The 25,734-nt window shown below is 68.5% G+C and carries 26 protein-coding genes; 15 read left to right on the top strand and 11 right to left on the bottom strand.

What is annotated here, in order from left to right; all coding sequences use genetic code 11:
• Positions 1–17 precede the first annotated feature (17 nt).
• A complete protein-coding gene (locus EV137_RS15190) occupies positions 18–788 on the bottom strand; it encodes a hypothetical protein (RefSeq protein ID WP_238175345.1) in 771 nt (256 codons plus the stop codon).
• Complete coding sequence (gene pyrE / locus EV137_RS15195; protein ID WP_134012107.1) at positions 788–1,333, bottom strand: orotate phosphoribosyltransferase; 546 nt, start codon at positions 1,331–1,333, stop codon at positions 788–790. The genes EV137_RS15190 and pyrE overlap by 1 nt, the downstream gene beginning before the upstream one ends.
• 149 nt (positions 1,334–1,482) lie before the next feature.
• On the opposite strand from pyrE, the gene tdh reads away from it, so the two are divergent.
• The 5 genes from tdh (at position 1,483) to EV137_RS15220 (ending at position 6,360) form a co-directional block, all read left to right on the top strand.
• Complete coding sequence (gene tdh, locus EV137_RS15200; protein ID WP_134012105.1) at positions 1,483–2,532, top strand: L-threonine 3-dehydrogenase; 1,050 nt, start codon at positions 1,483–1,485, stop codon at positions 2,530–2,532.
• Positions 2,533–2,543: 11 nt separating this feature from the next.
• Positions 2,544–3,716 (top strand): glycine C-acetyltransferase, encoded by a 1,173-nt coding sequence (locus EV137_RS15205; RefSeq protein ID WP_238175512.1) that lies wholly within the window; start codon positions 2,544–2,546, stop codon positions 3,714–3,716.
• 52 nt (positions 3,717–3,768) lie between these two features.
• Positions 3,769–4,356, top strand: a complete 588-nt coding sequence (locus tag EV137_RS15210) for a hypothetical protein (protein WP_134129703.1) — start codon at positions 3,769–3,771, stop codon at positions 4,354–4,356.
• Between the two features lie 31 nt (positions 4,357–4,387).
• Entirely contained in the window at positions 4,388–5,473 is a 1,086-nt protein-coding gene (locus tag EV137_RS15215; protein ID WP_134012099.1) for a winged helix DNA-binding domain-containing protein, read from the top strand.
• A gap of 62 nt (positions 5,474–5,535) precedes the next feature.
• Positions 5,536–6,360 (top strand): aldo/keto reductase, encoded by an 825-nt coding sequence (locus tag EV137_RS15220; protein ID WP_134012097.1) that lies wholly within the window; start codon positions 5,536–5,538, stop codon positions 6,358–6,360.
• A 29-nt stretch (positions 6,361–6,389) separates the two neighbouring features.
• Here the strand turns inward: EV137_RS15220 and EV137_RS15225 are convergent, their stop codons facing one another.
• A complete protein-coding gene (locus EV137_RS15225; protein WP_166679897.1) occupies positions 6,390–7,283 on the bottom strand; it encodes a LysR family transcriptional regulator in 894 nt (297 codons plus the stop codon).
• 313 nt (positions 7,284–7,596) lie between these two features.
• On the opposite strand from EV137_RS15225, the gene EV137_RS15230 reads away from it, so the two are divergent.
• Together EV137_RS15230 and EV137_RS15235 are read left to right on the top strand one after the other, a co-directional pair.
• Positions 7,597–7,851, top strand: coding sequence for a hypothetical protein (locus EV137_RS15230; RefSeq protein WP_134129707.1), 255 nt, complete (start codon positions 7,597–7,599; stop codon positions 7,849–7,851).
• Positions 7,808–8,707, top strand: a complete 900-nt coding sequence (locus EV137_RS15235) for a LysR family transcriptional regulator (protein ID WP_134012536.1) — start codon at positions 7,808–7,810, stop codon at positions 8,705–8,707. The genes EV137_RS15230 and EV137_RS15235 overlap by 44 nt, the downstream gene beginning before the upstream one ends.
• Here the strand turns inward: EV137_RS15235 and EV137_RS15240 are convergent, their stop codons facing one another.
• Positions 8,708–9,379, bottom strand: coding sequence for an NAD(P)-dependent oxidoreductase (locus EV137_RS15240; protein WP_134130800.1), 672 nt, complete (start codon positions 9,377–9,379; stop codon positions 8,708–8,710). It lies immediately after the preceding gene.
• 99 nt (positions 9,380–9,478) lie between these two features.
• Between EV137_RS15240 and EV137_RS15245 the strand changes: the two genes are divergently transcribed.
• The gene (locus EV137_RS15245) at positions 9,479–10,117 is read left to right on the top strand and encodes a TetR/AcrR family transcriptional regulator (RefSeq protein WP_134129709.1); all 639 of its coding nucleotides are present in this window, start codon (positions 9,479–9,481) and stop codon (positions 10,115–10,117) included.
• On the opposite strand, the gene EV137_RS15250 is transcribed toward EV137_RS15245, so the two are convergent.
• Positions 10,038–10,835 (bottom strand): SDR family NAD(P)-dependent oxidoreductase, encoded by a 798-nt coding sequence (locus EV137_RS15250; protein WP_134129711.1) that lies wholly within the window; start codon positions 10,833–10,835, stop codon positions 10,038–10,040. The two genes, EV137_RS15245 and EV137_RS15250, sit on opposite strands and share 80 nt — an antisense overlap.
• Before the next feature lie 52 nt (positions 10,836–10,887).
• On the opposite strand from EV137_RS15250, the gene EV137_RS15255 reads away from it, so the two are divergent.
• From EV137_RS15255 to EV137_RS15270, 4 genes are all read left to right on the top strand, one after another.
• Entirely contained in the window at positions 10,888–11,526 is a 639-nt protein-coding gene (locus tag EV137_RS15255) for a pyrimidine 5'-nucleotidase (protein ID WP_134129713.1), read from the top strand.
• 92 nt (positions 11,527–11,618) lie between these two features.
• On the top strand, positions 11,619–12,317 hold the full coding sequence (locus tag EV137_RS15260; protein WP_134129715.1) for a FadR/GntR family transcriptional regulator: 699 nt from the start codon (positions 11,619–11,621) through the stop codon (positions 12,315–12,317).
• The gene (locus tag EV137_RS15265) at positions 12,314–12,745 is read left to right on the top strand and encodes a GNAT family N-acetyltransferase (protein ID WP_134129717.1); all 432 of its coding nucleotides are present in this window, start codon (positions 12,314–12,316) and stop codon (positions 12,743–12,745) included. Before EV137_RS15260 ends, EV137_RS15265 begins: the two co-directional genes overlap by 4 nt.
• A 72-nt stretch (positions 12,746–12,817) precedes the next feature.
• A complete protein-coding gene (locus EV137_RS15270; RefSeq protein WP_134129719.1) occupies positions 12,818–14,770 on the top strand; it encodes a glycosyl hydrolase family 28-related protein in 1,953 nt (650 codons plus the stop codon).
• Between the two features lie 21 nt (positions 14,771–14,791).
• On the opposite strand, the gene EV137_RS15275 is transcribed toward EV137_RS15270, so the two are convergent.
• Positions 14,792–16,351, bottom strand: a complete 1,560-nt coding sequence (locus tag EV137_RS15275; protein ID WP_202871002.1) for an MFS transporter — start codon at positions 16,349–16,351, stop codon at positions 14,792–14,794.
• A 94-nt stretch (positions 16,352–16,445) separates the two neighbouring features.
• Between EV137_RS15275 and EV137_RS15280 the strand changes: the two genes are divergently transcribed.
• Both EV137_RS15280 and EV137_RS15285 read left to right on the top strand, forming a co-directional pair.
• Positions 16,446–16,877: a MarR family winged helix-turn-helix transcriptional regulator gene (locus EV137_RS15280; RefSeq protein ID WP_134012077.1), complete on the top strand. Its 432-nt coding sequence runs from the start codon at positions 16,446–16,448 to the stop codon at positions 16,875–16,877.
• A 3-nt stretch (positions 16,878–16,880) separates the two neighbouring features.
• Positions 16,881–18,044 (top strand): pyridoxal phosphate-dependent aminotransferase, encoded by a 1,164-nt coding sequence (locus tag EV137_RS15285; RefSeq protein WP_134129721.1) that lies wholly within the window; start codon positions 16,881–16,883, stop codon positions 18,042–18,044.
• Here EV137_RS15285 and EV137_RS15290 read toward each other — a convergent pair.
• Together EV137_RS15290 and EV137_RS15295 are read right to left on the bottom strand one after the other, a co-directional pair.
• Positions 18,025–18,375 carry an ArsC/Spx/MgsR family protein gene (locus tag EV137_RS15290; protein WP_134012073.1) on the bottom strand — a complete coding sequence of 117 codons (351 nt, stop codon included), beginning with the start codon at positions 18,373–18,375 and terminating at the stop codon, positions 18,025–18,027. The two genes, EV137_RS15285 and EV137_RS15290, sit on opposite strands and share 20 nt — an antisense overlap.
• A 14-nt stretch (positions 18,376–18,389) precedes the next feature.
• Positions 18,390–18,854: a hypothetical protein gene (locus EV137_RS15295; RefSeq protein ID WP_134129723.1), complete on the bottom strand. Its 465-nt coding sequence runs from the start codon at positions 18,852–18,854 to the stop codon at positions 18,390–18,392.
• Positions 18,855–18,956: 102 nt separating this feature from the next.
• Here EV137_RS15295 and EV137_RS15300 point away from each other — a divergent pair, with 102 nt between their 5' ends.
• The gene (locus EV137_RS15300) at positions 18,957–19,508 is read left to right on the top strand and encodes a dihydrofolate reductase family protein (RefSeq protein ID WP_134012069.1); all 552 of its coding nucleotides are present in this window, start codon (positions 18,957–18,959) and stop codon (positions 19,506–19,508) included.
• 40 nt (positions 19,509–19,548) lie between these two features.
• On the opposite strand, the gene EV137_RS15305 is transcribed toward EV137_RS15300, so the two are convergent.
• The 3 genes from EV137_RS15305 to clpB form a co-directional block, all read right to left on the bottom strand.
• Positions 19,549–22,167, bottom strand: a complete 2,619-nt coding sequence (locus tag EV137_RS15305) for a hypothetical protein (protein WP_134129725.1) — start codon at positions 22,165–22,167, stop codon at positions 19,549–19,551.
• On the bottom strand, positions 22,164–22,763 hold the full coding sequence (locus EV137_RS15310) for a hypothetical protein (protein ID WP_134129726.1): 600 nt from the start codon (positions 22,761–22,763) through the stop codon (positions 22,164–22,166). The genes EV137_RS15305 and EV137_RS15310 overlap by 4 nt, the downstream gene beginning before the upstream one ends.
• 239 nt (positions 22,764–23,002) lie before the next feature.
• A complete protein-coding gene (clpB, locus tag EV137_RS15315; RefSeq protein WP_134129728.1) occupies positions 23,003–25,582 on the bottom strand; it encodes an ATP-dependent chaperone ClpB in 2,580 nt (859 codons plus the stop codon).
• Positions 25,583–25,734: the final 152 nt, after the last annotated feature.

Below are 25,734 nucleotides of genomic sequence, written 5' to 3' on the forward strand. Positions count from 1 at the left end.
CAGTGCTGGGAGCGACTCTACGGGTAGGTGGGTCCGCCCGCGGGTGGCTGCTGTGGGTAGGCGGACGGCTGCTGCGGGTAAGCCGGCTGCTGCCCGCGGGGGTCGACGCCCGCGTAGTCGCGCCAGACGTACGGCGGGACGTTCAGCGCGACCTGTTCGAGCAGCGCGAGGCGGTTCAGCACCTCGTTCGGGTTGTGCGCGCCGTTGTCCCAGCCGACCAGCGAATTCCCCTCGAAGCGCCAGCCGATCTCGCCTCGGGCCAGCAGCAGCTCCATCATCCGCGGCGTCACCACCGCGTGCCCGAACCGTTCGTCGTCGGCCTTGACCCGGAACGCCCGGTTGAACTGATCGCTCTCGAACTGGATGTCTCGGAAACCGAACGCGTTGGCCACCGCGCCGCCGAAGATCCCCTCGTGCGTCACCTCGAGGTGCGGCAGCGCGCCCGGCAGCTGCAGCACGACGACACCGAAGTTGTGGGTGGTGGTGCGCCGCTGACCTTTCCCGTTCGTGGTGTGGGTCTGGTAGCTGTAGTCGAAGGCAACCATCTGGTGGCCGTTGTACGGTCCGGACAGCACGTTCTTGACGCGCCAGTTGTCGCCGGTGCGGAACGGCGTACCGGCCCATTGACCGGCCAGCGAGTGGTTGGCCGGGACGTACGACCAGCCGTGCTGGGCAGCGAACCCGGCGAACATCTCCCGGCGCTTCTTCGCCCGGTAGTAGTTGAAGTAGACGAGGCCGACGCCGACGACGATCGCCAGCAGGATGTACAGAAGGGTGCTGCTCTGCATCAGCCGAGCCCCAGGTCCTCGAGTCCGAACACGGACCGGTACTCCAGGCCCTCCGCCTCGACCCGCTCCTGCGCGCCGGTCGACCGGTCCACGATCACCGCTACGGCGACCACCTCGGCCCCGGCCTCGCGCAACGCCTCGACCGCCGTGAGCACCGATCCCCCGGTCGTCGAGGTGTCCTCGACCGCGAGCACCCGGCGACCCTTCACGTCCGGACCCTCGATCCGCCGCTGCAGACCGTGCGTCTTCTCGGCCTTCCGTACGACGAACGCGTCGAGCGCCCGCCCTTCCTGGGCCGCCGCGTGCAGCATCGACATCGCGACCGGGTCCGCGCCGAGCGTCAGCCCGCCGACAGCGTCGTACTCCAGGTCCTTGGTCAGCTCGAGCATCGCCGGGCCGATCAACGGCGCAGCGGCCGCGTCGAGCGTGATCCGGCGCAGGTCGACGTAATAGTCGGCTTCCTTGCCCGAGGCCAGCGTCACCCGGCCGTGCACGATCGCCTTGCTCTTGACCTGCTCCAGCAGTCCGTCCCGGTCGTAGCTCATGAGCCTTGAGCTTAGATCACGGCCGGGGCGCTCCGACTTCTTGCTCACCTGGCTACTCCCCGCACACGGACGAGTATGCAGTTGACCTGTAAAGGCTGTGTACGACGTGTCGATGGACGGCGATGGTTGCCCGGGACGACGATGTGGGCATGAAGGCGCTCGTGAAGGCTGAGGCCAAGCCCGGTCTGTGGTTGCAGGAGGTCCCGGAGCCGAAGATCGAGGCCGACGAGGTCCTGATCAAGGTGCTCCGCACCGGGTTGTGCGGCACCGATCTGCACATCCAGAGCTGGGACCACTGGGCGCAGAAGAACGTGCCGGTGCCGATGGTGACCGGGCACGAGTTCTGCGGTGAGGTGGTCGAGGTCGGCGTCGGCGTCCGTGACGTCGCGGTCGGCGACCTGGTCAGCGGTGAGGGACACCTGGTCTGCGGCCGCTGCCGCAACTGCCGGGCCGGGCGCCGCCACCTGTGCATCAAGACGCGTGGCCTCGGCGTCCACGTGCCGGGCGCGTTCGCGGAGTACGTCGCTCTGCCGGCCATGAACGCCTGGGTTCACAAGGACGCGGTGGACCTCGACGTCGCCGCGATCTTCGACCCGTTCGGCAACGCCGTACACACCGCCTTGTCGTTCCCGCTGGTCGGCGAGGACGTGCTGATCACCGGGGCCGGCCCGATCGGGGTGATGGCCGCGGCGGTCGCGCTGCACGCCGGCGCGCGGAACGTCGTGATCACCGACCTGTCGGAGTACCGCCTGGACCTGGCGCGGAAGATCGGCGTGACCCGCGCGGTGAACGTCGCCGACGAGACGATCGCGCAGGCGCAGCAGAGCCTCGGGATGCGTGAGGGGTTCGACGTCGGGATGGAGATGTCCGGGCAGCCGGCCGCGCTCCGGGACATGCTCGCGAACATGACGCACGGCGGGAAGGTCGCGATGCTCGGCCTGCCGTCGGACGAGATCGCGATCGACTGGGGCACGGTGGTGCTCAACATGCTGACCATCAAGGGCATCTACGGCCGGGAGATGTTCGAGACCTGGTACTCGATGTCGGTGATGCTGGAGCGCGGACTGGACCTGACGCCGGTGATCACCCACCGGTTCGGGTACGGCGACTTCGAGCGGGCCTTCGACGTGGCGCGCCAGGGGCAGTGCGGCAAGGTGATCATGGACTGGACGGCTGAGACGCTGGAGGAGAAGCACTGATGTTCGGGCGGATGCGGGACGACCTGACGACGACGATCGGCGAGATCCGGGACGCCGGGCTCTACAAGTCCGAGCGGGTGATCACCTCACCCCAGCAGTCCTTGATCTCGGTTGCGTCGGGCAACGAAGTACTGAACTTCTGCGCGAACAACTACCTCGGCCTGGCCGACCACCCCGAGGTGATCGCCGCGGCCCGGGACGCCTTGGACCGCTGGGGTTTCGGGATGGCCTCGGTGCGCTTCATCTGCGGGACGCAAGCGATCCACAAGGACCTCGAAGGTGCCCTGAGCAACTTCCTCGGGACCGAGGACACGATCCTCTACAGCTCCTGCTTCGACGCGAACGGCGGCCTCTTCGAGACGCTGCTCGGGCCTGCGGACGCGATCATCTCCGACGAGCTGAACCACGCCAGCATCATCGACGGCGTCCGGCTCTCGAAGGCCCGTCGGTACCGGTACAAGAACCGGGACATGGCCGACCTGGAGGCCCAGCTGAAGGACGCCGCCGACGCGCGGTACCGGTTGATCGCCACAGACGGCGTGTTCTCGATGGACGGATACGTCGCCCCGCTCGACGAGATCTGCGACCTGGCCGAGCGGTACGACGCCCTGGTGATGGTCGACGACTCGCACGCGGTCGGTTTCGTCGGACCGGACGGCGCCGGCACCCCGTCGCTGTTCGGCGTGAAGGACCGCGTCGACATCGTCACCGGAACGCTCGGCAAGGCCCTCGGCGGCGCGTCCGGCGGCTACGTGTCCGCCCGCCGCGAGATCGTCGAGCTGCTCCGCCAGCGCTCCCGCCCGTACCTGTTCTCGAACTCGCTGGCGCCGTCCGTCACCGCCGCCTCGCTGAAGGCACTGGAGCTGATCGGCACCTCGAGCGACCTGCGCGACAAGCTCGCCGCCAACACCGCACTCTTCCGCACCAAGATGACCGCGGCGGGCTTCGACGTACTCCCCGGCGACCACCCGATCTCCCCCGTGATGATCGGCGACGCCGCGGAAGCCGGCCGCCTGGCCGACAAACTCCTCGACCTCGGCATCTACGTCATCGGCTTCTCGTACCCCGTCGTACCCCAGGGCAAGGCCCGCATCCGGGTCCAGCTGTCCGCAGCTCACTCCACAGAGGACGTGGAGCGCGCCGTCGCTGCGTTCGCCGAAGCTCGCGCCGCCCTGGCGGGATAGTTCGAGCCGGACGCCGCTAGGGTTGTCCGGTTCGCACTGGGTGAGGAGCTTTATGCGCCAGATGCTGGCCGTTGTCGGAGTACTGGGTTTGGCGTGCGTTGCCGGATGTGGGGCGGACGGCGGGCCGGTGGCTACGGCGCCGTCGCCGGCCTCCTCGAGTGCGCCGCCGGTGACACCTTCGGAGCCGGCTGGGGCGTACACGCCGCCGACGCCGGCGCGGAGCGTTCCCGTTGTGCGGACGACGCCGACGATGCTGAGTCTTTCTGCTGCGGGCACCAAGTACCTGCAGATCACCCGGCCGTACAACGTCGCGCTCGAGCGGTTCGAGAAGGCGGCCAACGAGAACATGTCGCTGACGACCCTGCAGGCCAGGGCCAAGGCGGTGGCCGCGGCGAACCTCGCCGAGTACGGCGCACTGAGGTCGACCGTCTGGCCCGCCAAGGTCTCGACGCAGATCCGGGCACTGGCGAAGGCGGATGCCGCCGCCCGGCCACACTGGCTCCTGGCCGCCGCGGCCGACAGCAAGTCCGAGATGGCCGACCACGTCCAGCGCGCCTCAGCCGCCGGCGGCAAGTCCCCCTCCACCCAGATCCGCCAACTCCTGGGCCTCCCCAAGTACAACGAGAAGGACTACAGCTGACGTTGTCGGTGCTGTGCGCGAAGATGCGTGCATGGTGGTGATGAGTGGGCGGGCGGTTAATCGGGCGACGTTGGCTCGGCAGGTTTTGCTGGGGCGCGAAGCGGTGCCGGCGGTTGACGTGGTCGGCCGGCTGGTGGGGATGCAGGGGCAGGAGGCCAAGCATCCGTACGTCGGGTTGTGGTCGCGGATCGACCACTTCGCGGAGTCCGAGTTGGATGATGCGGTCCGGGAGCACGACGTCGTACGGGCAACGCTGTTTCGCGGGACGTTGCATCTGGTGACTGCGGCGGATTACCTGCGGTTCCGCGCGACCGTGGCGCCGGTGCTCGAAGCGGGATTGAAGGTTCTGGGGGAACGCGGCGCGGGGCTCGAGCCGGAGAAGGTCGTGGCCGCGGCGAAGAAGTTGCTGACCAAGGAGCCGTTGACGTTTACCGAGGTGCGCGACGCGTTGCAGCAGCAGTTCCCGGACGTGAACGAGCGCGCGCTCGGGTTCTGCACGCGGATGCTGGTGCCGTTGGTGGTGTACCCGACAGACGTCCGCTGGTCCTGGACGGCGAACTCCAGGTTCACGCCGGCCGAGAAGTGGATCGGGAAGAAACTCCACCAGCGCTCGGAGACCAAGGAACTCATCACCCGCTACCTGCAAGCGTTCGGCCCCGCCACGCCGGCGGACTTCCAGACGTGGTCCGGTTTGCAGAAGGCGAAGCCGTTGTTCGACGAGCTCGAGCTCGAGACGTTCAAGGACGAGGCCGGCAAGACGCTGTACGACGTACCGGACGCGCCTCGCCCCGACCCGGACACGCCGGCGCCGGTGCGCTTCCTGCCGGAGTTCGACAACGTGCTGCTGTCGCACGCGAAACGAGAGCGGATCATCGCCGACGAACACAAGCCGGCCGTGTTCACGAAGAACCTCCGCGTCAAAGCGACGTACACCGTCGACGGCCTGGTCGCCGGGCTGTGGACGACCGAGAAGAAGCGTGGTGTGGCCACTCTCACGCTGACTCCGTTCGGCCGGACGCTGAAGAAGACACAGGCGGAGCTGGAGCGGGAAGGCGACGGGCTACTCCGGTTCCTGGAGCCCGATGCCAAGTCCTATGAAGTGGTTACTACCGGTTAATGAGGTTGTTGTCACACGTCGGATGACTGGGCCAGAAACCCTTCGCCGGGTGGAATGGGTAGATGAACACAGTCCCCTCCATCACTCTGGACAACGGCGTCGAGATCCCGCAGCTGGGCCTGGGGGTCTGGCAGGTCGAGGATGCGATCGTCACCGACGTCGTGGCCGCGGCGTTCGAGACCGGCTACCGGCACATCGACACCGCAGCGATCTACGGCAACGAGTCCGGCGTCGGCCGGGCGATCGCGGCGTCGGGTCTCCCGCGTGACGAACTGTTCATCACCACCAAGCTGTGGAACTCCGAGCAGGGGTACGACAGCACGCTGAAGGCCTTCGACGCGAGTCTGGAGAAGCTCGGCCTCGAGTACGTCGACCTGTACCTGATCCACTGGCAGTCGCTGCAGCGGGACCTGTACGTCGAGACCTGGAAGGCGTTCGAGCAGCTGTACGCCGACAAGCGGGTGCGTGCGATCGGCGTCTCGAACTTCCACGAGCCCGCGCTGCGGCGGATCTTCGAGGAGACCACGATCCGGCCCGCGGTGAACCAGATCGAACTGCACCCGGCGCTCCCGCAGGACGAGCTGCGCGCGTTCAACGCCGAGAACGACATCGTCACCGAGGCGTGGAGCCCGCTGGCGTCCGGCGAGCTGCTGGCGAACCCGGCGCTCGCCACGATCGGCGCGAAGTACGGCAAGTCGGCGGCCCAGGTGATGATCCGCTGGCACCTGCAGCTCGGCAACGTGGTGATCCCGAAGACGGTGACGCCGAGCCGGATCAAGGAGAACTTCGAGGTCTTCGACTTCCGGCTGGACAACGACGACATGGCCGCGATCGCGGACCTGGAGACCGGCGTCCGCACCGGCGGCGACCCGGACGTCTTCGGCTAGGTCCTGTCTGATGGATCACCAGACAGGACCTACACCAGTTCGAGGAAGCGCGTCAGGACGGGCGAGTGGTTGTCCGGGGACCAGGCTACGGAGAGTTGCCACGGTGGTAGGTCGTCGGACAACTCGCGGTAGACGACCGTGTCGGGATTGGACGGCGGGGTCGGGCTGATCAGCAGCGAGATCCCGAGTCCGGCCGCGACCAGCGACACGATCGTCTGTACGTCGGCCGCCTCCTGCTCGATCCGCGGTGTGAATCCGGCATCCCGGCAGTACCCGACGATCGTGTCGTGCACCGCCGGGCCGCTCGGCCGCGCGTAGAACACGAACGGCTCCTCCGCGAGCTCGGCCAGCCGCAGCCGTTTCCGCCGCGCCAGCCGATGCCGGGCCGGCAACGCAACCACCAACGAGTCCTCGGCAACCACCCGCGACGTCAACTTGGGCGCGAGCTGTACGACGGCACTCGCACCCGCCGGCGTACTGGGCCGCAGCAGCCCGACGTCGATCCGCCCGTCCCGGAGCGCCTCGGTCTGCCGCAACGTCGTCCACGACTCCAGGTCCAGCACCACCTCGGGATACGCCTGCCGGAACGCACCCAGCAGCCGCGGCAACGTATCGAACGTTGCCGACTGCACGAATCGCAGCCGCAACGTCCCGAGCTCACCGCGCTGCGTCCGTTGCGCCGCGCGGACCGCCTCGTCCGACCGCCGCAGCAGGTCCTGCGCGTCGGCGAGGAACGTCGCGCCCGCGGCCGTCAGCACGAACCGCCGCTTCACGCGAGCGAACAGCTCGACGCCGAGATCGTGTTCGAGCGCCGCGATCTGGCGACTCAGCGACGGCTGGGTCAGGTGCAGCCGCGTGGCCGCACGCCCGACGTTCATCTCCTCGGCCACCACCACGAACGACCTGAGCTGGCGCAGTTCCATACCCACATCATGCACCAGGCACATCAACTCCGCCCAGAACTTTCATTGGACGTATCAAGGTCCCGGTTCCTACTGTCGAAAGCAGAGGAAAGGAAAACCGATGTACGTCTTCCCGACAGAAGTCATCAAGAAGGTCCACAACGAAAACCGCTCGGCCTGGCCCAACGCCCCGGTCGTCCCGCACCGTCCGCCTCGCCGTCCGCTGCGCGGCTTGCTGCGGCCACTCCGAGCAGTACGCCGCAACGCCGGGACGCGTCCGGTCACCAACACGTGCCAACCCACGCCCTGTCTCAGAGACGTTGCGAGCTGACGCATGTACATCCCCTATACCGTGATCAAGTCGATTCACGAGCAGACCCACTCCGCCGTGTCGGATGCCCCGGTGCGCCCCTATGTCCCGAAACGCGACCCGATCCGTGACGCCGTACGCCGGTGGCGGGAGCGCCGTACGCCGGACCGTCCGGCCGTCGAACTGAACCTGCTCCCCGGCGAGCTCAATGACGACCTGTGCCAAGCTGAGCTTCGTGATCGAGGTACGACGCCTGCGGGTGTTGCGCGCGCTTGCTGACCACGGGACTGTGACCGCGGCCGCCGAGGTGCTGCATCTGACGCCCTCGGCGGTCTCGCAGCAACTGGCGGCCCTGGAGTCCGAGGTAGGCCAGGAACTGCTCGAACGCCGCGGCCGCCGGGTCGCGATCACCTCGGCCGGCCGGCTGCTCCTCGCCCATGCCGACACCATCCTCGCCGAGGTCGAACGCGCCGAGGACGCGATGCGGCTGCACGCGAGCGGCGCGAACGGCGAGGTCCGCGTCGTCGCCTTCGCGACCGCGATCACCTTGCTGGTCGCACCGGCGCTGACCAGACTCCGCGAGACCAGCCCCGGCCTCTCCCTCGTCGTGCGCGATGCCGAGGGACACCAGGGCATCACCCATCTGCTCGACGGCGACGCCGACCTCGCGATCGCCGTCGAGCACCGCGGCTCCCCGCGGCACGACGACCAGCGACTGGTCCGGATCCCGTTGTACGCCGAGCCCTTCGTCGCCGTCCTGCCGCCGACGCACCCGGGCGCGGACCACGACACGATCGAGCTGGGCATGCTCGCGGACGACGACTGGGTGATGACCGCACCGGGCAACCCGATCCGCGACGTCGTACTGCTCGCGTGTGAGCAGGCCGGGTTCCAGCCGCGGATCGTCCACCAGTCCGACGATTTCCGCGCCGTCGCGGCACTGGTCGCGGCCGGTGGCGGCGTCTCGCTCGTCCCACGCCTCGCCGTACCCGAACCGACCCTCGCCCTGATCCGCCCACTCCCGGCCCCCGCGCCGACCCGCCGCGTCTACGCCGCCGTCCGCAACAGCCGAGCCGACCACCCCCTGATCACCGCAACCCTCACAGTCCTCACCGAGGTCGCGGAGAAGCTGTAGTCAGTTGGAGATGACTACGGTCTTCCGAACAACCGCCGCGTCGTCGATCGCGTTCAGCAGGTAGGTGGCGACGTCCGCGCGGGTCATGGTGAATCCGCCGCGAACGGTGCCTTCGGTGTTGCTGCGGAAGGTGCCTTTCGCAGCGGCGTTGGTCAGACGCGGTGGGCACGCGATCGTCCAGTCGAGGTCGCTCGCCCGGATCAGCTCCTCCATCTGACGGGCGTCGGCGAACGACTCCCGGAGGATGCGTTGCAGGATCGGCTTCACGACGTACTTCGTGAACACGTCGTCGCCACCGCTGTGGATGCCGGCCACACTCACCACGAGGAAGCGTCGTATGTCGGCATCGCTCATCGCGTGCAGGATGCTTCGCGCGCTGCTCGTCAGCACATCGCTCGGCCCCTTCGGCCGCGGACCGAGCGCGGACAGTACGGCGTCGTGGCCGGCCACGACCGGCGTGATCGACGCCGGGTCCATCACGTCGGCTGTCACCACTTCGGTCAGCCCGCCGGCAACACCGGCGCGCGCCGCGACCAGCCGGAGCTCCGGCAGCGGCACCTGGAGACTCGACCCCTCGCGTACGACGGCCGTGACGGCGTGCCCGGCCGCCACCGCCTGCTGCACCACTTCGGTCCCGATCCGTCCGGACGCCCCGAACACCACCAGCTTCATCGTCACCCCTCCAGGTTAGTAAACGCTCACTCACTATGGTTAGTAAACACTCACCAACCTGTCAAGGTAGAGTTCGGCGCGGACGAACGGGAGGACGGGATGGGGACCAGGGACGAGATCCTGGACGCGGCCGCGGAGGTGTTGCGGACGCAGGGGTTCGCGCGGGCGACCACCAAGTCGATCGCCCAGGTCGCCGGGTACTCGGAGGCCGCGCTCTACAAGCACTTCGCAGACAAGGCCGCGATCCTGCTTGCGGTCATGCACGAGCGGATGCCCGAACTCCCCGGCTCCTTGAAGGAACTGCTCGGCAACCCCGGCAGCGGAACGGTCCGCGGCAATCTGACCCAGCTGGCGCGCACCGCGATCGACTTCTACGTCGAGGGCTTTCCGATCCTGGTATCACTGTTCTCGTCGCGGGAGTTGCTCGCCGCGCACCGGCTTCGTCTGCAGGAGCTGAACGCCGGGCCGCACAAGGCGCAGGAGGGCCTGATCCGCTACCTCCGCGCTGAGCAGAAGCTCGGGCGTGTACGGCGTACCGCTGATGCCGGCGCCGCGGCCGCGTTGTTGTTCGGGGCGTGCTTCCAGCGCGGGTTCGAGGTCAACTTCGCCGGGGTCACACCGCCCGGCGAGGAGCACGACAAGTACGCCGCCGCTCTCGTCAAGACTCTCTACGAGACCCTGCAGCCGACCAAGCCGGACGGCGGCCGTCCAGGCCCACGGTCGACACGCGCGCAATGAGCGCTCGGGGTGTGAAGCGCGCGGCGAGCATCAGGAGCTTGTAGCGGCGGCTCGGGATCGAGATCGCCTTGCCTCGCATCAGGTCCTTCCAGGCCGCGGCGACCAGTTCGTCCGCGTCCAGCCACATGAAGGACGGGATGAGCGTCTTGTCCATCCCCATCCGCTCGTGGAACTCGGTGTGCACGAACCCCGGGCACAAGGCCATCACTGCCACACCTTGCGCGTGCAGCCCGGTCGCCAACCCGGCGGAGAAGGTCGTCACCCACGCCTTGTGCGCGCTGTAGATGTTGCGCTGCAGGAACCCGGCCACCGAGGACACGTTGATCACCGCACCCGAGCCGCGCTCGATCATCGGAAGTACGGCGGCATGCGTGAGCCGCAGTACGACGCGGACCAGCAGATCGAGCTGCTTCTCCTCGACCTCGACCGGGTTCTCCCAGAACGGCTTCTTCTGGCCGAAGCCGGCGTTGTTCACCAGCAGTTCGATCGGGCCGGTCCGGAACCGCTCCTCGACGCGCGCCAGATCGGCCGCGTCGGTCAGGTCGGCGGCCAGCACCTCGCACTCGACGCCGTGCAGCCGCGTGATGTCGGCGGCGACCTCCTTGAGGCGCGCCTCGTCCCGCGACACCAGCACCAGGTCGTACCCCTCGAGCGCGAGCTTGTCCGCGAACGCCCGGCCGATCCCGGTCGCCGGCCCGGTGACGAGCGCAGTCGGCATCGTGCAGTCCTCCCGTCGGTGACGCCACCAGTGTGTCACCTACCCTGATCTGGTGCTGGCGGACATCGACACCTGGGTTCTGGATCTCGACAACACGTTGTATCCGGCCGAGACCGGACTGGCCGGCCAGATGAACGTGCGGATCCGGGCGTACCTGTCCAACCTGTTCGGCACCGACGAAGCCGAGGCCCTTCGGTTGCAGGCGCAGCTCGTCGCCGAGCACGGGACGACCCTGCGCGGCCTGATGAACACCCGGTCGATCGACCCCCACGACTACCTCGCGTGGGAGCACACGATCGACTACGCCGTACTGCGTCCCGATCCGGCGCTGGCGGAGGTTCTCCGCGGGTTGCCCGGGCGGCGGTACCTGTACACGAACGGCTCGGCGTACCACGCCGAGCAGGTGCTAGGTCGCCTCGGACTGACCGAGTGCATCGACGGCGTCTTCGACATCCTCGCCGCCGACCTGATCCCGAAGCCGTACGACGAGAGCCTGGACGCGTTCCTGGCGTCGTTCGGGATCGACCCGGTGCGGGCCGCGATGTTCGACGATCTCGAGGTGAACCTGACCGGGCCGCACGAGCGCGGTATGACGACGGTCTGGGTGACCGGCGGGACGCCGTACGAGCGGCTCGGTGACCGGCGCTGGCGGGCGGCCGACCTGCCCGGCTTCCTCCGGGCAAACATCTGATGAATTACGGATTGGCTCGGTCGGACAGGGCTGCGCATGGGCAATGTGACCATGAGTGGTCTGAGGACTTACGCTTCGGAGGGAGGTGAGGGATGGCTGCTACGGACAAGGCACTGGCCGGGTTGCGGCAGATGATCGCGTCCGGGGAACTCGGGCCGGGGGCGAAGTTTCCGCCGGAGCCCGAGTTGTGCGACCACTTGGGCGTGTCCCGGAGCTCGCTGCGGGAGGCCGTACGGTCGCTCGGCGCGCTCGGGGTGATCGAGTCCCGGCACGGGTCGGGCACGTACGTCTCCGCGCTGGACCCGGCCGCGATCATCGGCAGGTTCTCGCTGTCGGTCGAGCTGATCCCGCTCGAAGGAGTGCTCGAACTGCTGGAGGTACGCCGGGTGCTCGAGGCGCACGCCACCGCTGCCGCGGCCGCCCGCCAGGACCCGGAGCTCGCAGCGCACCTGAGCGAGGTCCTCGATCGGCTCGAGTCGACCACCGACGCGACCGAGATCCAGCACCTGGACGCCGAGTTCCACGGCCTGATCTGCGCGGCCGGCGGCAACCCGACCGTCACCGCGCTCACCGGCGTGATCCGCGGCCGCGGCGGCCACTACCGGATCTTCGAGCCCGGCGCCGACTTCGACGCGATCAAGCAGACGAGCGACCGCGGCCACCGCGAGATCCTGGCCGCGATCACCACTCGCGACCCCGCGGCCGCCGCCACCGCCGCATCCGCCCACATCGCCCAGACCGAACTCTGGCTGCGCGCCCTCCGCCCCATCCCGCAACCGGCGCTGCCATGAGGTGGACCTTGCGGCCCGCGACGGCGAACGACCTCGAGGATCTCGTCGAGCTCCGGGCCGTGGCCATGCGCCCGGACCTCGAACGCCTCGGGCGGTACGACGACCATCGCGTCCGCCAGCGCCTGCGGGACGCCTACGCTCCCGAGCACACCCGGATCATCGAGGTCGACGGCGAGTTCGCCGGGTCCATCAGCATGCGGCCGGCCGAGGACCGCCAGTGGCTCGAGCACTTCTACCTCGCCCCGCACCACCAGGGCCGCGGCGTCGGTTCCGCCGTACTGCGTTCTGTCCTGGACGAAGCCGGCGGCGCGACCGTCGCGCTGAACGTCCTGCAGGGCAGCCCGGCCCGGAAGCTGTACGAGCGCCACGGCTTCGTCACCGAGGCCGAGGATCCCGTCGACGTCTTCATGGTTCGGAAATTTCTCTGACCTGTCGAGATCTTGCGCGCCGATCGTCGGGTGCATAACCTCCAGACAATTCGTCCGGGAGGGGATCCGCCGATGTCCCGTTCGCACTTGATCGCGGTCGCCGTGTCGACCGCGCTGCTCGGTGCCGTGCTCACGTACCAACCAGCCGCCGCGAGCCCCGCGCCGCGCATCACCCGTGCGGGCCTCGATCCAGCCTTGGTGACCGGCCGCGGCGCCGACGTACCGTTCGTCGAGCAGGAGGCGGAGAACGCCGCCTTCACCGGCGAGCAACTCGGCCCGGGACGGGAGGCGTACACCCTCCCGGCCGAGGCCTCCGGGCGTACCGCCGTACGGCTGCAGCCCAAGCAGTACGTCGAATTCACGCTGACGCAGCCCGCGAACGCGTTCACGCTGCGGTACAGCATCCCGGACGCACCGGCCGGCGGTGGGATCACCGCGCCGCTCGACGTGAGCGTCAACGGGAAGCACCGGCAGACGATGACGCTGACATCGCAGTACGCCTGGCTGTACGGCATGTATCCGTTCTCCAACGACCCGAACGTCGACCCGATCCCGGGCTGGTGGAAGCCCGAGCCGGATCCGGTCGCGAAGCCGTTCCGGCCGAACCACTTCTACGACGAGCAGCGAGTGATGCTCGATCGGACGTACCAGGCCGGCGCGCGCATTCGGTTCGCGGTACCAAACGCGACTGCGGCGGCGTGGACGGTGCTCGACGTCGCGGACTTCGAGCTGGTGAAGGCCCCGTTGAAGCAGCCGGCCCGGTCCCTCGACGTGCGGTTGTTCGGCGCCGATCCGACCGGGCGACGGGACGCCGCGCCCGCGATCGAGCGCACGATCGCGGCCGCGCAGCGGATCGGCTGGTCGGTGTTCATCCCGGCGGGGACGTTCCAGGTCAACCGGCACATCGTCGTCGACCGGGTGACGATCCGCGGCGCCGGCAACTGGTGGACGATCATCAAGGGCAGGGTCCTGCCGCTCGCGGAGCCTGCGCCGGACAAGTCGGTGCACAGCGCACCCGGCTTCTACGGCAAGTACGCCGCCGACGGCGGGAGCACCGGCGTACATCTGTCGGACTTCGCGATCGAGAGCGACGTCCGCGAACGCATCGACACCGACCAGGTGAACGGCATCGGCGGTGCGATCGGCGGTGGCTCCACGATCCAGAACCTGTACCTGCACCACACCAAGGTCGGCATCTGGCTCGACGGCCCGATGGACGGCCTGCTGATCCGCAACAACGTCATCACCGACGCCGTTGCCGACGGCATCAATCTGCACCTCGGCGTCTCGAACGTCAGGGCCACCAACAACTTCGTCCGGAACAGCGGCGACGACGGGCTGGCGATGTGGTCGGAGGCGAACCCGTCCGGTGTGGTCAATCACGACAACGTCTACGACCACAACACCGTGCAGACGCCCGTGCTCGCGAACAACATCGCGATCTACGGCGGCCGCGACAACGCGGTCACCGACAACCTGGTAGCCGATCCGATCCGCGAGGGCAGTACGTTGCACGCCGGCTCGCGCTTCAACGCGACCCCGTTCGAGGGCACGCTGAGGTTCGCCCGCAACACCACGGTCCGCGGCGGTCCGCGCGATCTAAACTGGAACATCGGCCTCGGCGCAATCTGGCTGTACGCGTTGCAGTCCACGATGTCGGCCCCGATCGAGATCGTCGACAGCTCGTTCCTGGACTCGACGTACAACGCGATGATGTTCGTCGTCGACTGGCCGGTGAAGGACGACTACGCGATCACCGGCGTCGTCGTCCGCAACGCCCACGTCGACGGCACCGGGACCAACGTGGTGAACGCCCGGGTCGGCGGCTGGGCGACCTTCGAGAACGTCGACGCCCGCAACGTCGGCGCGCCGTTCGTCAACAACTGCGGCACGTTCCACTTCAACGGCCCGCCGGAGTTCGACGTACGCCTGCTCGCCGGCAACGACGGCGGCTGGACGAGCGCAACCTGGTGCGAGGATCGCCCCACCGTTGTCCCGCCACCGCCGCCGTCTCCGTGGAACTGACGGTTCCCCAGGCCATCACAATTAACCGATGCCGGCGCGCTCCGGCGTAGTTGCTTGCTGATTCGGCGATTGTGATGGCCTGGAGGTCCGGAAGGCGGCCGTGAGGACGATCGCGCCGAGGAGGACGATGGCCGCGGCGACGCCGGCCGCGGTGTGCATGGCGTGGACGAAGGCGTCGTTCGCGAGTTGCACCAGGTCGGGGCGATGCAGCGCGCCGGCCGCGTGGCGGGTCGCCTCGGCCGACGTGCCGATCGCCTCCTCGTTCGGCAGGCCGGTCAGCGCCGGCGCGATCCGGTGCTGGTACGTCGACGACACGACGGTCCCGAGTACGGCGACACCGAGCACGCTGCCCACCTGACGCAGAGCGTTGCTGACCGCGGAGCCGGCTCCGATCCGATCCATCGGGAGCGTCGCCATCACGGCCGCGGTCGTCGGCGCGACGGTCATGCCGATCGCGAGCCCGGCGAGGCCGCCGATGATCCCGATCACCACGAGCGACGTGCTGACGTCGTACGTGAGGTTGAGCGCGAAGCACGCCGCGAGGGTGAGGACCGCCGTACCCGACACCTTGGCGACGCCGAGCCGTGCGGCCAGCCGGGCACCGAGCGGGGCGCCGACGATCACACCCATTGCCCCAGGCAACGACATCAGACCGGCGTCCAGGGCGCTCATTCCGCGGGCGCCCTGGAGATAGAACGCGAGGTAGAAGCCCTGCCCGGTAATGGTGAGGAAGACCGCCGCCAGCGAGAGGTTGCCGGCCGCGAAGCGGCGATTGCGGAACAGGCGCGGGTCGAAGCTCGGCTCCGGTTCACGCCACTCGGAGTAGAGGAAGCCGGCGAGCAGCACGAGACCGGCACCGATGCTTGCCCAGACCTGCCAGCGATCCCAGCCGCCCTGGTGACCGCCTTCGATCAGTCCGTACGAGAGGCCGAGCAGGCCGAGCGTGGACAGGCCGAGGCCGAGCGGGTCGAGCCGGCGGCGCTGCGGGCTGCGCGGGTTCGGGAGTACGACGGCGGCACCGATCAGGCCGAAGGCGACGATCGGCAGGTTGATCGTGAAGACCGACCCCCACCAGAAGTGATCGATCAGCACCCCGCCGAGCACCGGCCCGACGGCGACGCCGACACCGGCCGACGACGACCAGACCGCGATCGCACCGGCCCGGCGCTCCGGCGGGAAGGTCCAGCCGATGATCGCCATCGACGTGGGCATGATCAGCGCGCCGCCGAGGCCCATGGTGGCGCGGGCGAGGATCAGGCCGACCGGGTCGGTGGCCCAGGCGGCCCAGGCGGAGGCGATGCCGAAGATCAGCAGGCCGAGCATCAGGATGGTTCGGTGGCCGTAGCGGTCGCCGAGGGCGCCGGCCAGGAACAGGGCGGTGGCGAACAACAGCGAGTAGATGCCGACGGCCCACTGCAGCTGGCCGGGCGTGGCACCGAGACCCGCCACGGGATCGGCGAGGCGTTCGAGAGCGATACCGAGGACGGTCGAGTCGATCCAGATCAGGACGGCCGAGACGACCAGGATCGCGAGTATGCGGCGCTGGTGAATTGGACCTTGCGGGGGGTCGATCACAGACACGAGGTCTCCTATAATTGACAGGACCCTGACGAGGTTTCCCATCCTCGTAGATTGACAGGTTCCTGTCAATCTCTTTTTCGGCAGAATGTGATGCATGGACCCCAATGACGAGACCGGCTGTGTGACGTTCCTGGTGCGGCATGCCTGGCTGAGCATGCGATCTGCACTCGCGGTCGCGCTCGACGAGCACGGGCTGTCGGTCCAGCAGTACGGCACGTTGCTGTGCGTCCGCGAGGCGCCGGGACTCACCGTGGCCGAGGTCGGCCGCGTGGTCGGTACGACGCGGCAGTCCGCGAACGAGCTGATCACCGGGATGGAGCGGGCCGGCCTGGTCGAACGGCGGCCGAACCCGAAGGACCGCCGTACCCAGCAGGTGCACCTCACCCCCGGCGGCGAACGCCGGCTGGCCGAGGCGGCCCCGGCGATCCGCAAGGTCGAGAACGACCTCGAGGCCGCCTTCAGCCCGGCCGACCGCGCCACCGCGCGCGCCTGGCTTGCGCACATGGTCACGGCCGTCGAGGGTTGAGGGATGCGCGCACACGCTGAGCGGTTGAACGGCCTGGGTACGACGATCTTCGCGGAGATGTCCGCGCTGGCGCTGGCGACCGGGTCGGTGAACCTCGGCCAGGGCTTCCCGGACCGCGACGGGCCGGACTCGCTGCTCGAGGACGCGATCGCGGCGATCCGGGCCGGCGCGAACCAGTACGCGCCGGCTCGCGGGGTGCCCGCGCTGCGGCAGGCGATCGTCGACCACCAGAAGCGGTTCTACGACCTCTCGTACGACCCCGACACGCAGGTCCTGGTCACCACCGGCGCGACAGAGGCGATCGCGGCCGCGCTGCTGGCGTTCGTCGAGCCCGGCGACGAGGTGATCGCGCTGGAGCCGTACTACGACTCGTACGCGGCCGACATCGCCTTCGCCGGGGGTCGGCGCGTACCCGTGACGCTGCGCGCACCGTCGTACCGCCTGGACCTCGACGAACTGCGCGCCGCGGTCACGCCGCGGACGAAGGTCCTGCTGATCAACTCACCGCACAACCCGACCGGGACCGTCCTCGACGACGAAGAACTGCGCGGCATCCGCGACGTCGCCCTCGAACACGACCTGATCGTGATCACCGACGAGGTCTACGAACACCTGGTGTACGACGGGATCCACCGGCCGCTGGCGTCGTACGACGGGATGGCGGACCGGACCGTGTCGATCAGCAGCGCCGGGAAGACGTTCGCGGTCACCGGATGGAAGATCGGGTGGGTCACCGGGTCACCCGAGGTGGTGACGGCGGTCACCACCGCCAAACAGTTCCTCACCTTCACCTCCGGCGCCCCTTTCCAGCCGGCCGTCGCGAACGCTCTTGCCCTGGGCAACGACTACTACGACGCCCTGCGCGCCGACCTCCAGTCCCGCCGCGACCTCCTTTCCGACGGCCTCGCCGACCTCGGCTTCGAGGTCCACCGCCCCGCCGGCACCTACTTCGTCACCACCGACATCCGCCCTCTCGGCCACACCGACGGCATCGAATTCTGCCGGATGCTCCCCCAACGAGCCGGCGTTGTAGCCATCCCCCACCAGGTCTTCTACGACAACCCCGAACCAGGCCGCCCCTTGGTCCGCTGGGCCTTCTGCAAACAACCCGAGGTGCTACAGGAGGCCCTGGAGCGCTTGCAGAAGCTCAGGGGAGGAACTTCCTGAGCGTCTCGGGGTCGCGGGCGATGGCGGTGGTCCGGTCGTCGGCGGTGATGATGGGGCGTTGGATGAGGATGGGGTCGGCGACCATCGCGTCGATCCATTCGCTGCGGTGATCGGCGTCGCGGGGCAGGGCTTTGAGGGGCTTCGCGGCGGGTTCGTTGTGGCGGACGATGTCCCAGGGTTCGAGGTTGAGGCGGGTGAGGACGGCGGTCAGTTCTTCGGCGGTGGGCGGGTCGTCGAGGTAGCGCCGTACGGTGTAGTCGATGCCGGCCTCGTCGAACGCCGTGGTGGCGGCTCGGCATTTCGAGCAGGCGGGGTTGATCCAGATCTCCACAGGGTCTCCTGGAGTCAGCGGTGGTTGAACCAGAGTCTGGTGGGGCGTTGGAGCATGAGGGTCAGCAAGGTGACGTGGATGGCCAGGCCTAGGAGGCTTGCTGGTAGGGCCATGACGCCGCCTGCGATGCCGAGGACTGCTACGGCGATCAGGACGTAGCGCGACCAGGGGCGGCCTTTGCGGAGGTAGAGGGCGGGGACGAGGTAGACGACGGCGCAGACAAGCGCGGCCGCGACCGCGACCGGGGTGTTGCCACGGGACCCGGTAAGCACCTCGGAGATCTGGCCGCCTGCAGACGTCAGGGTGAGCGCCGCCAGCAGCAGGCACATCGCGCCCAGCCCGGCGGAGATGACCGCGGCGACCGTCACCTGCTTGGGCGTCGCCGCCTCATAGCTGTGCGTGTCCGGCACCGCACCGAACAGCCCGCTGTACGGCCCCGGCCCACCATCGACCGGCTCGTCGCCACGCTGCTCAGCCATCCGCTTCCTTCCACGACCCCCGCCCCGATCCTCCCAGATCACCAAAACCGATTCCTTTCGCACTCGCGGCCGGTCTATTCACCAAAGACCGGAAGGAGCAGCATGCGCAAGATCATCGCCTCGGCGCTGATGACGCTCGACGGAGTCGTAGAGGACCCTGGAGGCTACAGCGGTACGGCGTACGGCGGCTGGGCGCAACCGTACTTCGGTGAGGAGTCGGTGCGCCTGTCGATCGAGAAGCTGGCGACCTGCGACTACTTCCTGTGCGGGCGGCGTACCTACGAGATGTTCGCCGCCGCCTGGGGAAACGCCGACGGGCCGTACGCCGATCGCCTGCGGAGCCTGCCGAAACTCGTTGCCTCCAGCACCTTGACCGGGAAGCTGACGTGGAACGCGACGCTCCTGGAAGGCGATGCGATCGCTGCTCTCCGGGAGATCAAGAAGGAGGACGGCGGCGACATCATGATGTACGGCAATCCGGCGCTCCTGCACAGCCTGCTGGAGCACGGGTTGGTCGACGAACTGGAGATCATGCTGCACCCGCTGGTGCTGGGCACGGGCCAGACACTGTTCGCGGAACGCACCGAACTGAAACTGGTGCGTCAGAAGACGCTGCAATCAGGCGTCCTTGTGTTGACCTACGAACCCGCATAGACGAATGGGGCCCGGTCAGAGTGACCGGGCCCCAACACGCCTAGATGGCGCGCCTGCGGAGGAGACTGGTGGCGCCGACGGCGACCCCGAAGACCGCCAGGCCGGCAAGAAGGCGGATCCAGCTGCGGTCGCCTTCACCGGTGGCCCCGGCCAGCTTGAGCGAGTACGCCGTTGCGCCGGTCGAACCCTCGGGAGCACCGAACGGCATCGACTCGGTCTTGGCGCGGTCGGCGGCGGCGGAGAGCAGGCTGTAGCGGCGGCCGAAGTCGCGTGCGGTGTCGGCGCCGTTCTTGGTCAGCACCTTCGCACCTTCCTTCGAGAGTCGGCCGGCGCCGTCAGGGATGGCGGGCGCTTGCTCGGTGGCGGTGGTGAGACCGTCCGCCAGCTTGCCCGAACCCTCGGCCGCGGAGCCGATGCCGGTCGCCAGGTCCTTGGAGCCCTGGGCCAGCTGGTCCGAGCCGGTCTTGGCCTGGCCGACGCCGTCGGCCAACTTGCCCGTACCGCCGGCCAGCAACCCGAGCCCGTTGCCGAGCTGCCCGGTGCCGTTCGCCAGCACGCCGGCGCCCGCTTTGAGCTTGCCAGTGCCGGTGGACAGCGCACCCGCACCCGTGTCGAGCTGGTCAGCTCCGTCCGACAGCTGGGTGAGGCCGGCCAGCAGCGTTTTACCACCTGCCTGGATCTGTCCGATGCCACCCTGCAGCCCGTTGACCCCACCACGCAGGGTCTTGTTGGCCGGCGTGTCCTTGGAGGTGCCGATGCCGCCCTGGACACTGGCAACCACGCCGGACACCAGCTGAGTCACGCCGGCATCCACCGCCGCGAGCCCCTGCACCAGACCAGGCTCCGAGTCCGGGCAGCCCGAGACCCGGTTGTCGAGCCCGCACTGCAGCTGCGCGATACCTGGTACGGCGCGCTGCGTCAGCCGGCCCTTCAGATAAGCGAGCGCAGCCTGCAGTTCGGCGGAATCCGGCAGCGGCTTGTCCAGATCGGGCACCGGGTCACCCATCGAGCCCATCCGGGCGATCACCGAGTCGAGGATCATCTTCTTGACCGGATTGGTCTCCGGCCCGACGTTCAGCGCCCCGGCCGGCCCGTTCAGCTGCGCGGCAGCGGCGCCATAGCAAGCCTCGTCGTACGTTCCGGCCGGCTTGCCTTTGCTGACTGCGGTGAGCGCGTCCGCCGCACAGTGCACGCCACCGCGCATCTTGTCGATTCCCGGACCGGCGGCCGCGAGCTGCTTCTTCAGGCTCTCCAGTCCGCCGAGCAGCGTTCCCTCGGCTCCGACCGAGCCGATCCCCGCGCGGAGCTGCGCCACGCCGTCGTGCAGGGCTTTCGCTTTGACGGGCAGTTGGCCGACGCCGCCGTACATCTGACCGAGCCCGTCCTCGACGCTCTTCAGTCCGCCGCTGACCTGGTTCAGGCCGTCGATCAGGGCAGGAGCTTTGCCGGCGGCCTCGTCCAGGCCGGAGGCGAGTTTGCCGGTGCCGGTCTTCAGCCGCCCGGCACCTGCTGCGAGGTCCTTCGCGCCTTTCTGCAGCTCACCCGCGCCCTTGTCCAGCTTGTTCGCACCCTTGGCGGCCTCGCCGGTCTTCGTGCGTAGGAGAGATGCACCTGACTCGAGCTCACCCAGGCCGTCGGCCAGCCGCGCCGCACCGCCGGAGAGCTTCGTGGCACCAGGAGCGGCCTGGTTGGCGAGGCCTTCGTTCAGGGTCTTCGCGCCGGCGTTCAACTGGAGCAGGCCGGTCAGCAGCTTCTGAGCGCCGTCCCGCAGCCGGATCAGGTTCGAGTCGAGCGTCGTACCGCCCTCGACCAGGTCGGCGCCCTTCTCCGCGCCGCTCTGGTAGCCGGACACCGCGGTCTTGAACGATGGGCTTTCCAGCGGGCTGACCGGCAACGCGGTCAGCTCGGCCTCGGGGACGATCGCGTCCCTGACCTCCGCCGCCCAGCCGAACTCCGCGGTCGCGGCACCGACGGGCGGGAACAGCGTCGCGGTGAAGCTCAGCTTCGTACCGCCCTTGCCGTCGCCGGCCTTGTTCGCCTCGGCCGAGGTGACATCAGCGAATTCGGGCGGCAGCACAGTCGTCAGCTGACCGACCATCGGAATGACGACGTCGGCCTCCTCGACGACCTGCTTGCCGTACCCATCGGTGATCGTCACCGACTCCGTCTTGGCCGAGGTGTTCTCCACGACGTAGTGCGCCTCCAGCCGACCCTTCTTGCCGACGACGTCACTGGGCTTGGACAGCTTCTTGCCGTTCAGGGTGTAGGTGACGGCGACCTTGATCGGCAGCTTCTTCTTGTCGAAGTCGCTGACGGTACGAATCCGCTGCTCGCCGTCCACCGACAGGTCGACAGCCATCTTGCCGTCCTTGACCGAGAAGCCGCCGAAGCTGTCCAGGTTGCGCAGGCTGTCGGTCGAGACCGGGTTGGCGAGCTTCACCTTTCCGGTGCCGGCAAAGGCGAGTTGCTCGTAGATGCGGGCGCCTTTGACCTTGCCGCTGGGATCGAGTCTGGCCTGAACAGTCTCGGTGTTGGTGACCGTGACAGGTCCGGCGGAGAGTGCGCTCGAGGTGGCCAGTGCCTGGGACGTCGACAGGACGAAAGCGGAGGGGACGGCGATGGCGACAGCCAATCCCCGGGTGATGCGTCGGGCGGTCACGCACGGTCTCCTTCGGTCGAGGCAAGCTCACGGGTGTCGTCGGCGGGAACCCAGGTGTCTTCTTCGGCAGGCTCGTCGGGTGGAAACTCGGAACGCTCAGCGGCCGGCGCCGGTCGCGGCCACTGGAGCGAGGTCGCCAGGAACCCGATCCCGGCCGCCAGCAGTACGCCGGTGGCCGCCGACGGCGACTGGGCGAGGAAGGCCGGGCTGTCCGCGGTATAGGTCTCCTCGTACACGGCGACCATCGCGGCCGCACCGAGCAGCAACGTCCACAACGGGATCCGGTCGGCCGAGCCTGCCGTGAACGCCACGCACACGGCCACCACGGCGACGGCCGCGACGGCCCGGCCGGAGGCCGAGTCCGGCAGATAGAGCGCCCGTACGGCGAATCCGAGCCAGGCGACGAACAGCCCGATCAGGAAGCCGGCCGCGCGCAGCGCCGGGGTGCGGTCCTGCACCAGCCCCACCACACCGCCCAGTGCCCCGCCGACCAGTGCTATGTGCTGCGTATCCAGACCGAGGGCTTCCCCGACCAGACACAACAGACCCGCGACGACGGCCAGCAGTGCACCGGATAACAGGGTGCTGCGCTGCATTGAGTCCTCCACTCACTGTGGGACTCCGGGGACCCCCCGCCGGAAAATCCAAGTTTCAGGTACTTGAACTACTGTTCAGTACCTTGCTGACGGACGTTCCTACCAAGCAGTAACCACTGGTTTCAAGAGCGGAGAGATACCGACTGCCAACTGCTGGAAGTTCAAGTGTTTGAAGGCATTCGGGGCCAATGCAAAAGCCGGGCCGGTCAGGGAGACCGGCCCGGCTCGAGCAGTGATCGTCAGGCAGCGACGTCCAGCGCGTCCTTCGACTCGTTGAGGGTTACCTTGACGGTTTCGCCGTCGCGGATGGTGCCGTTGAGGAGGCCGCGGGCGAGTTCGTCGCCGATCGCGGACTGGACCAGGCGGCGAAGCGGGCGGGCGCCGTACACCGGGTCGTACCCGGTCAGCGCCAGCCACTCCATCGCGCCCTCGTCGACGTCCAGCGTGATCCGCCGATCGGTCAGCCGCCGCTGCAGTGCGGCGATCTGCAGGCCGACGATCTTCGTCAGCTCCTCGGTCCCGAGCGCGTCGAACAGCACGATCTCGTCCAGCCGGTTGATGAACTCCGGCTTGAACGACTGCCGCACCACGGCCATCACCTGGTCGCGCTTGGCCTTGTCGTCGAGCGTCAGATCGGCCAGGTACGCCGAACCCAGGTTGCTGGTGAGGATCAGGATCACGTTCCGGAAGTCGACCGTACGACCTTGGCCGTCGGTCAGCCGGCCGTCGTCCAGCACCTGCAGCAGGATGTCGAAGACCTCGGGGTGCGCCTTCTCCACCTCGTCGAGCAGGATCACCGAGTACGGCCGGCGGCGTACGGCCTCGGTCAGCTGGCCGCCCTCCTCGTACCCGACGTACCCGGGCGGTGCGCCGACCAGCCGCGCGACGCTGTGCTTCTCGCCGTACTCCGACATGTCGATCCGGACCATCGCCCGCTCGTCGTCGAACAGGAAGTCCGCGAGCGCCTTCGCCAGCTCGGTCTTACCCACACCGGTCGGGCCGAGGAACAGGAACGAACCGGTCGGCCGGTCCGGGTCGGAGATGCCCGCGCGCGCCCGCCGTACGGCGTCGCTCACGGCCTTGACCGCCTCGCGCTGACCGATCAACCGGCGCCCGAGCTCGTCCTCCATCCGAAGCAGCTTGCCGGTCTCGCCCTCGAGCAGCCGGCCGGTCGGGATGCCGGTCCACATCGCGATCACCTCGGCGATCTCGGTCGGCCCGACCTCTTCGTTGACCATCGCTTCGGGGCCTTCGGCGACCTCTTCCTCGGCGTCGGCCTCCTCGAGCTCCTTGGTCAGCTGCGGAATCTCGCCGTACAGCAGCCGGGACGCGGTCTCCAGGTCCCCGTCGCGCTGGGCGCGCTCGGCCTGGCCGCGCAGCTCGTCGATGCGTTCCTTGATCTCGCCGACCCGGTTCAGGCCGGTCTTCTCGCGCTCCCAGCGGGCCTCCAGCGCGCGCAGCTCCTCCTCGCGGTCGGCGAGGTCGGCGCGCAGCCGCTCCAGCCGTTCCTGCGACGAGGCGTCGTCCTCGCGGGACAGCGCGAGCTCCTCCATCTTCAGCCGGTCGACGGTACGCCGCAGCGAGTCGATCTCGACCGGGGACGAGTCGATCTCCATCCGCAGCCGGGACGCGGCCTCGTCGACCAGGTCGATCGCCTTGTCGGGCAGCTGCCGACCGGAGATGTACCGGTTCGACAGCGTCGCCGCGGCGACCAGCGCGGAGTCGGAGATCGCGACCTTGTGGTGCGCCTCGTAGCGCTCCTTCAGGCCACGCAGGATGGCGATCGAGTCCTCGACGGACGGCTCGCCGACGAACACCTGCTGGAAGCGGCGCTCCAGGGCGGGGTCCTTCTCGATCCGCGTCCGGTACTCGTCCAGGGTGGTCGCACCGATCATCCGCAGCTCACCGCGGGCCAGCATCGGCTTCAGCATGTTGCCGGCGTCCATCGCGCCCTCGCCGGACGCACCGGCGCCGACGACGGTGTGCAACTCGTCGATGAACGTGATGATCTGACCGTCGGACTCCTTGATCTCGGTCAGCACGGCCTTCAGCCGCTCCTCGAACTCACCGCGGTACTTCGCACCCGCGACCATCGCGCCGAGGTCCAGGCTGATCAGCCGGCGGCCACGCAGCGACTCGGGCACGTCACCGGCCACGATCCGCTGGGCCAGCCCCTCGACGACGGCGGTCTTGCCGACGCCGGGCTCACCGATCAGGACCGGGTTGTTCTTGGTACGGCGGGACAGCACCTGGACGACGCGCCGGATCTCGGTGTCCCGGCCGATGACCGGGTCGAGCTTGCCGTCCTTCGCGCCCTGTGTCAGGTCGACGCCGTACTTCTCCAGGCTCTTGGTGGTGCCCTCGGCCTCCGGCGAGGTGATCCGGCGGTTGCCGCGCATCTCGTCGAACGCCTTCAGCAACGCGTCCGGCGTCACGCCGAGCGCGCTCTGCGCGGCTCCCTCGACGGTCGCGAGCGCGATCAGCAGGTGCTCGGTGGAGACGTACTCGTCCCCGAGCCCGAGGGCCCGCTGCTCCGCCTGGTTCAGCACGTCACCTGTCTTCGGCGACAGGCTCGGCGCCTGCACACTGCCACCGCTCGCCTTCGGGAGCCGGCTCAGCTGCTCGGCGGTCTTCCGGCGTACGGCGTCGACGTCCCCGCCGGCCGCTTCGAGCAGGCCGATCGTGGTGCCCTCGGGCTGCGCGAGCAATCCGGACAGCAGGTGAATCGGTTCCACGGTCGGGTTGCCCGCCGCGGAGGTCTGACGGATCGCGACCGACAGGGTTTCCCGGGCCAGCGTCGTCAACCGCTGAACGTCCATCTGGTTTCCAGCCTTTCAGTTCCAGCAACAACAGTCACTGAGTACAACTTATCCAAACTTGAGTCCATTCCACTCAACTCTGGAAATTCCCAGGGACAAGTCAGGGTCCCGGGGCATGCCTGAGGGGTGGCACCGGTGCGGCGCCACCCCTC

The sequence above is a fragment of the Kribbella pratensis genome (assembly GCF_004366075.1).
Taxonomy (GTDB): Bacteria; Actinomycetota; Actinomycetes; order Propionibacteriales; family Kribbellaceae; genus Kribbella; species Kribbella pratensis.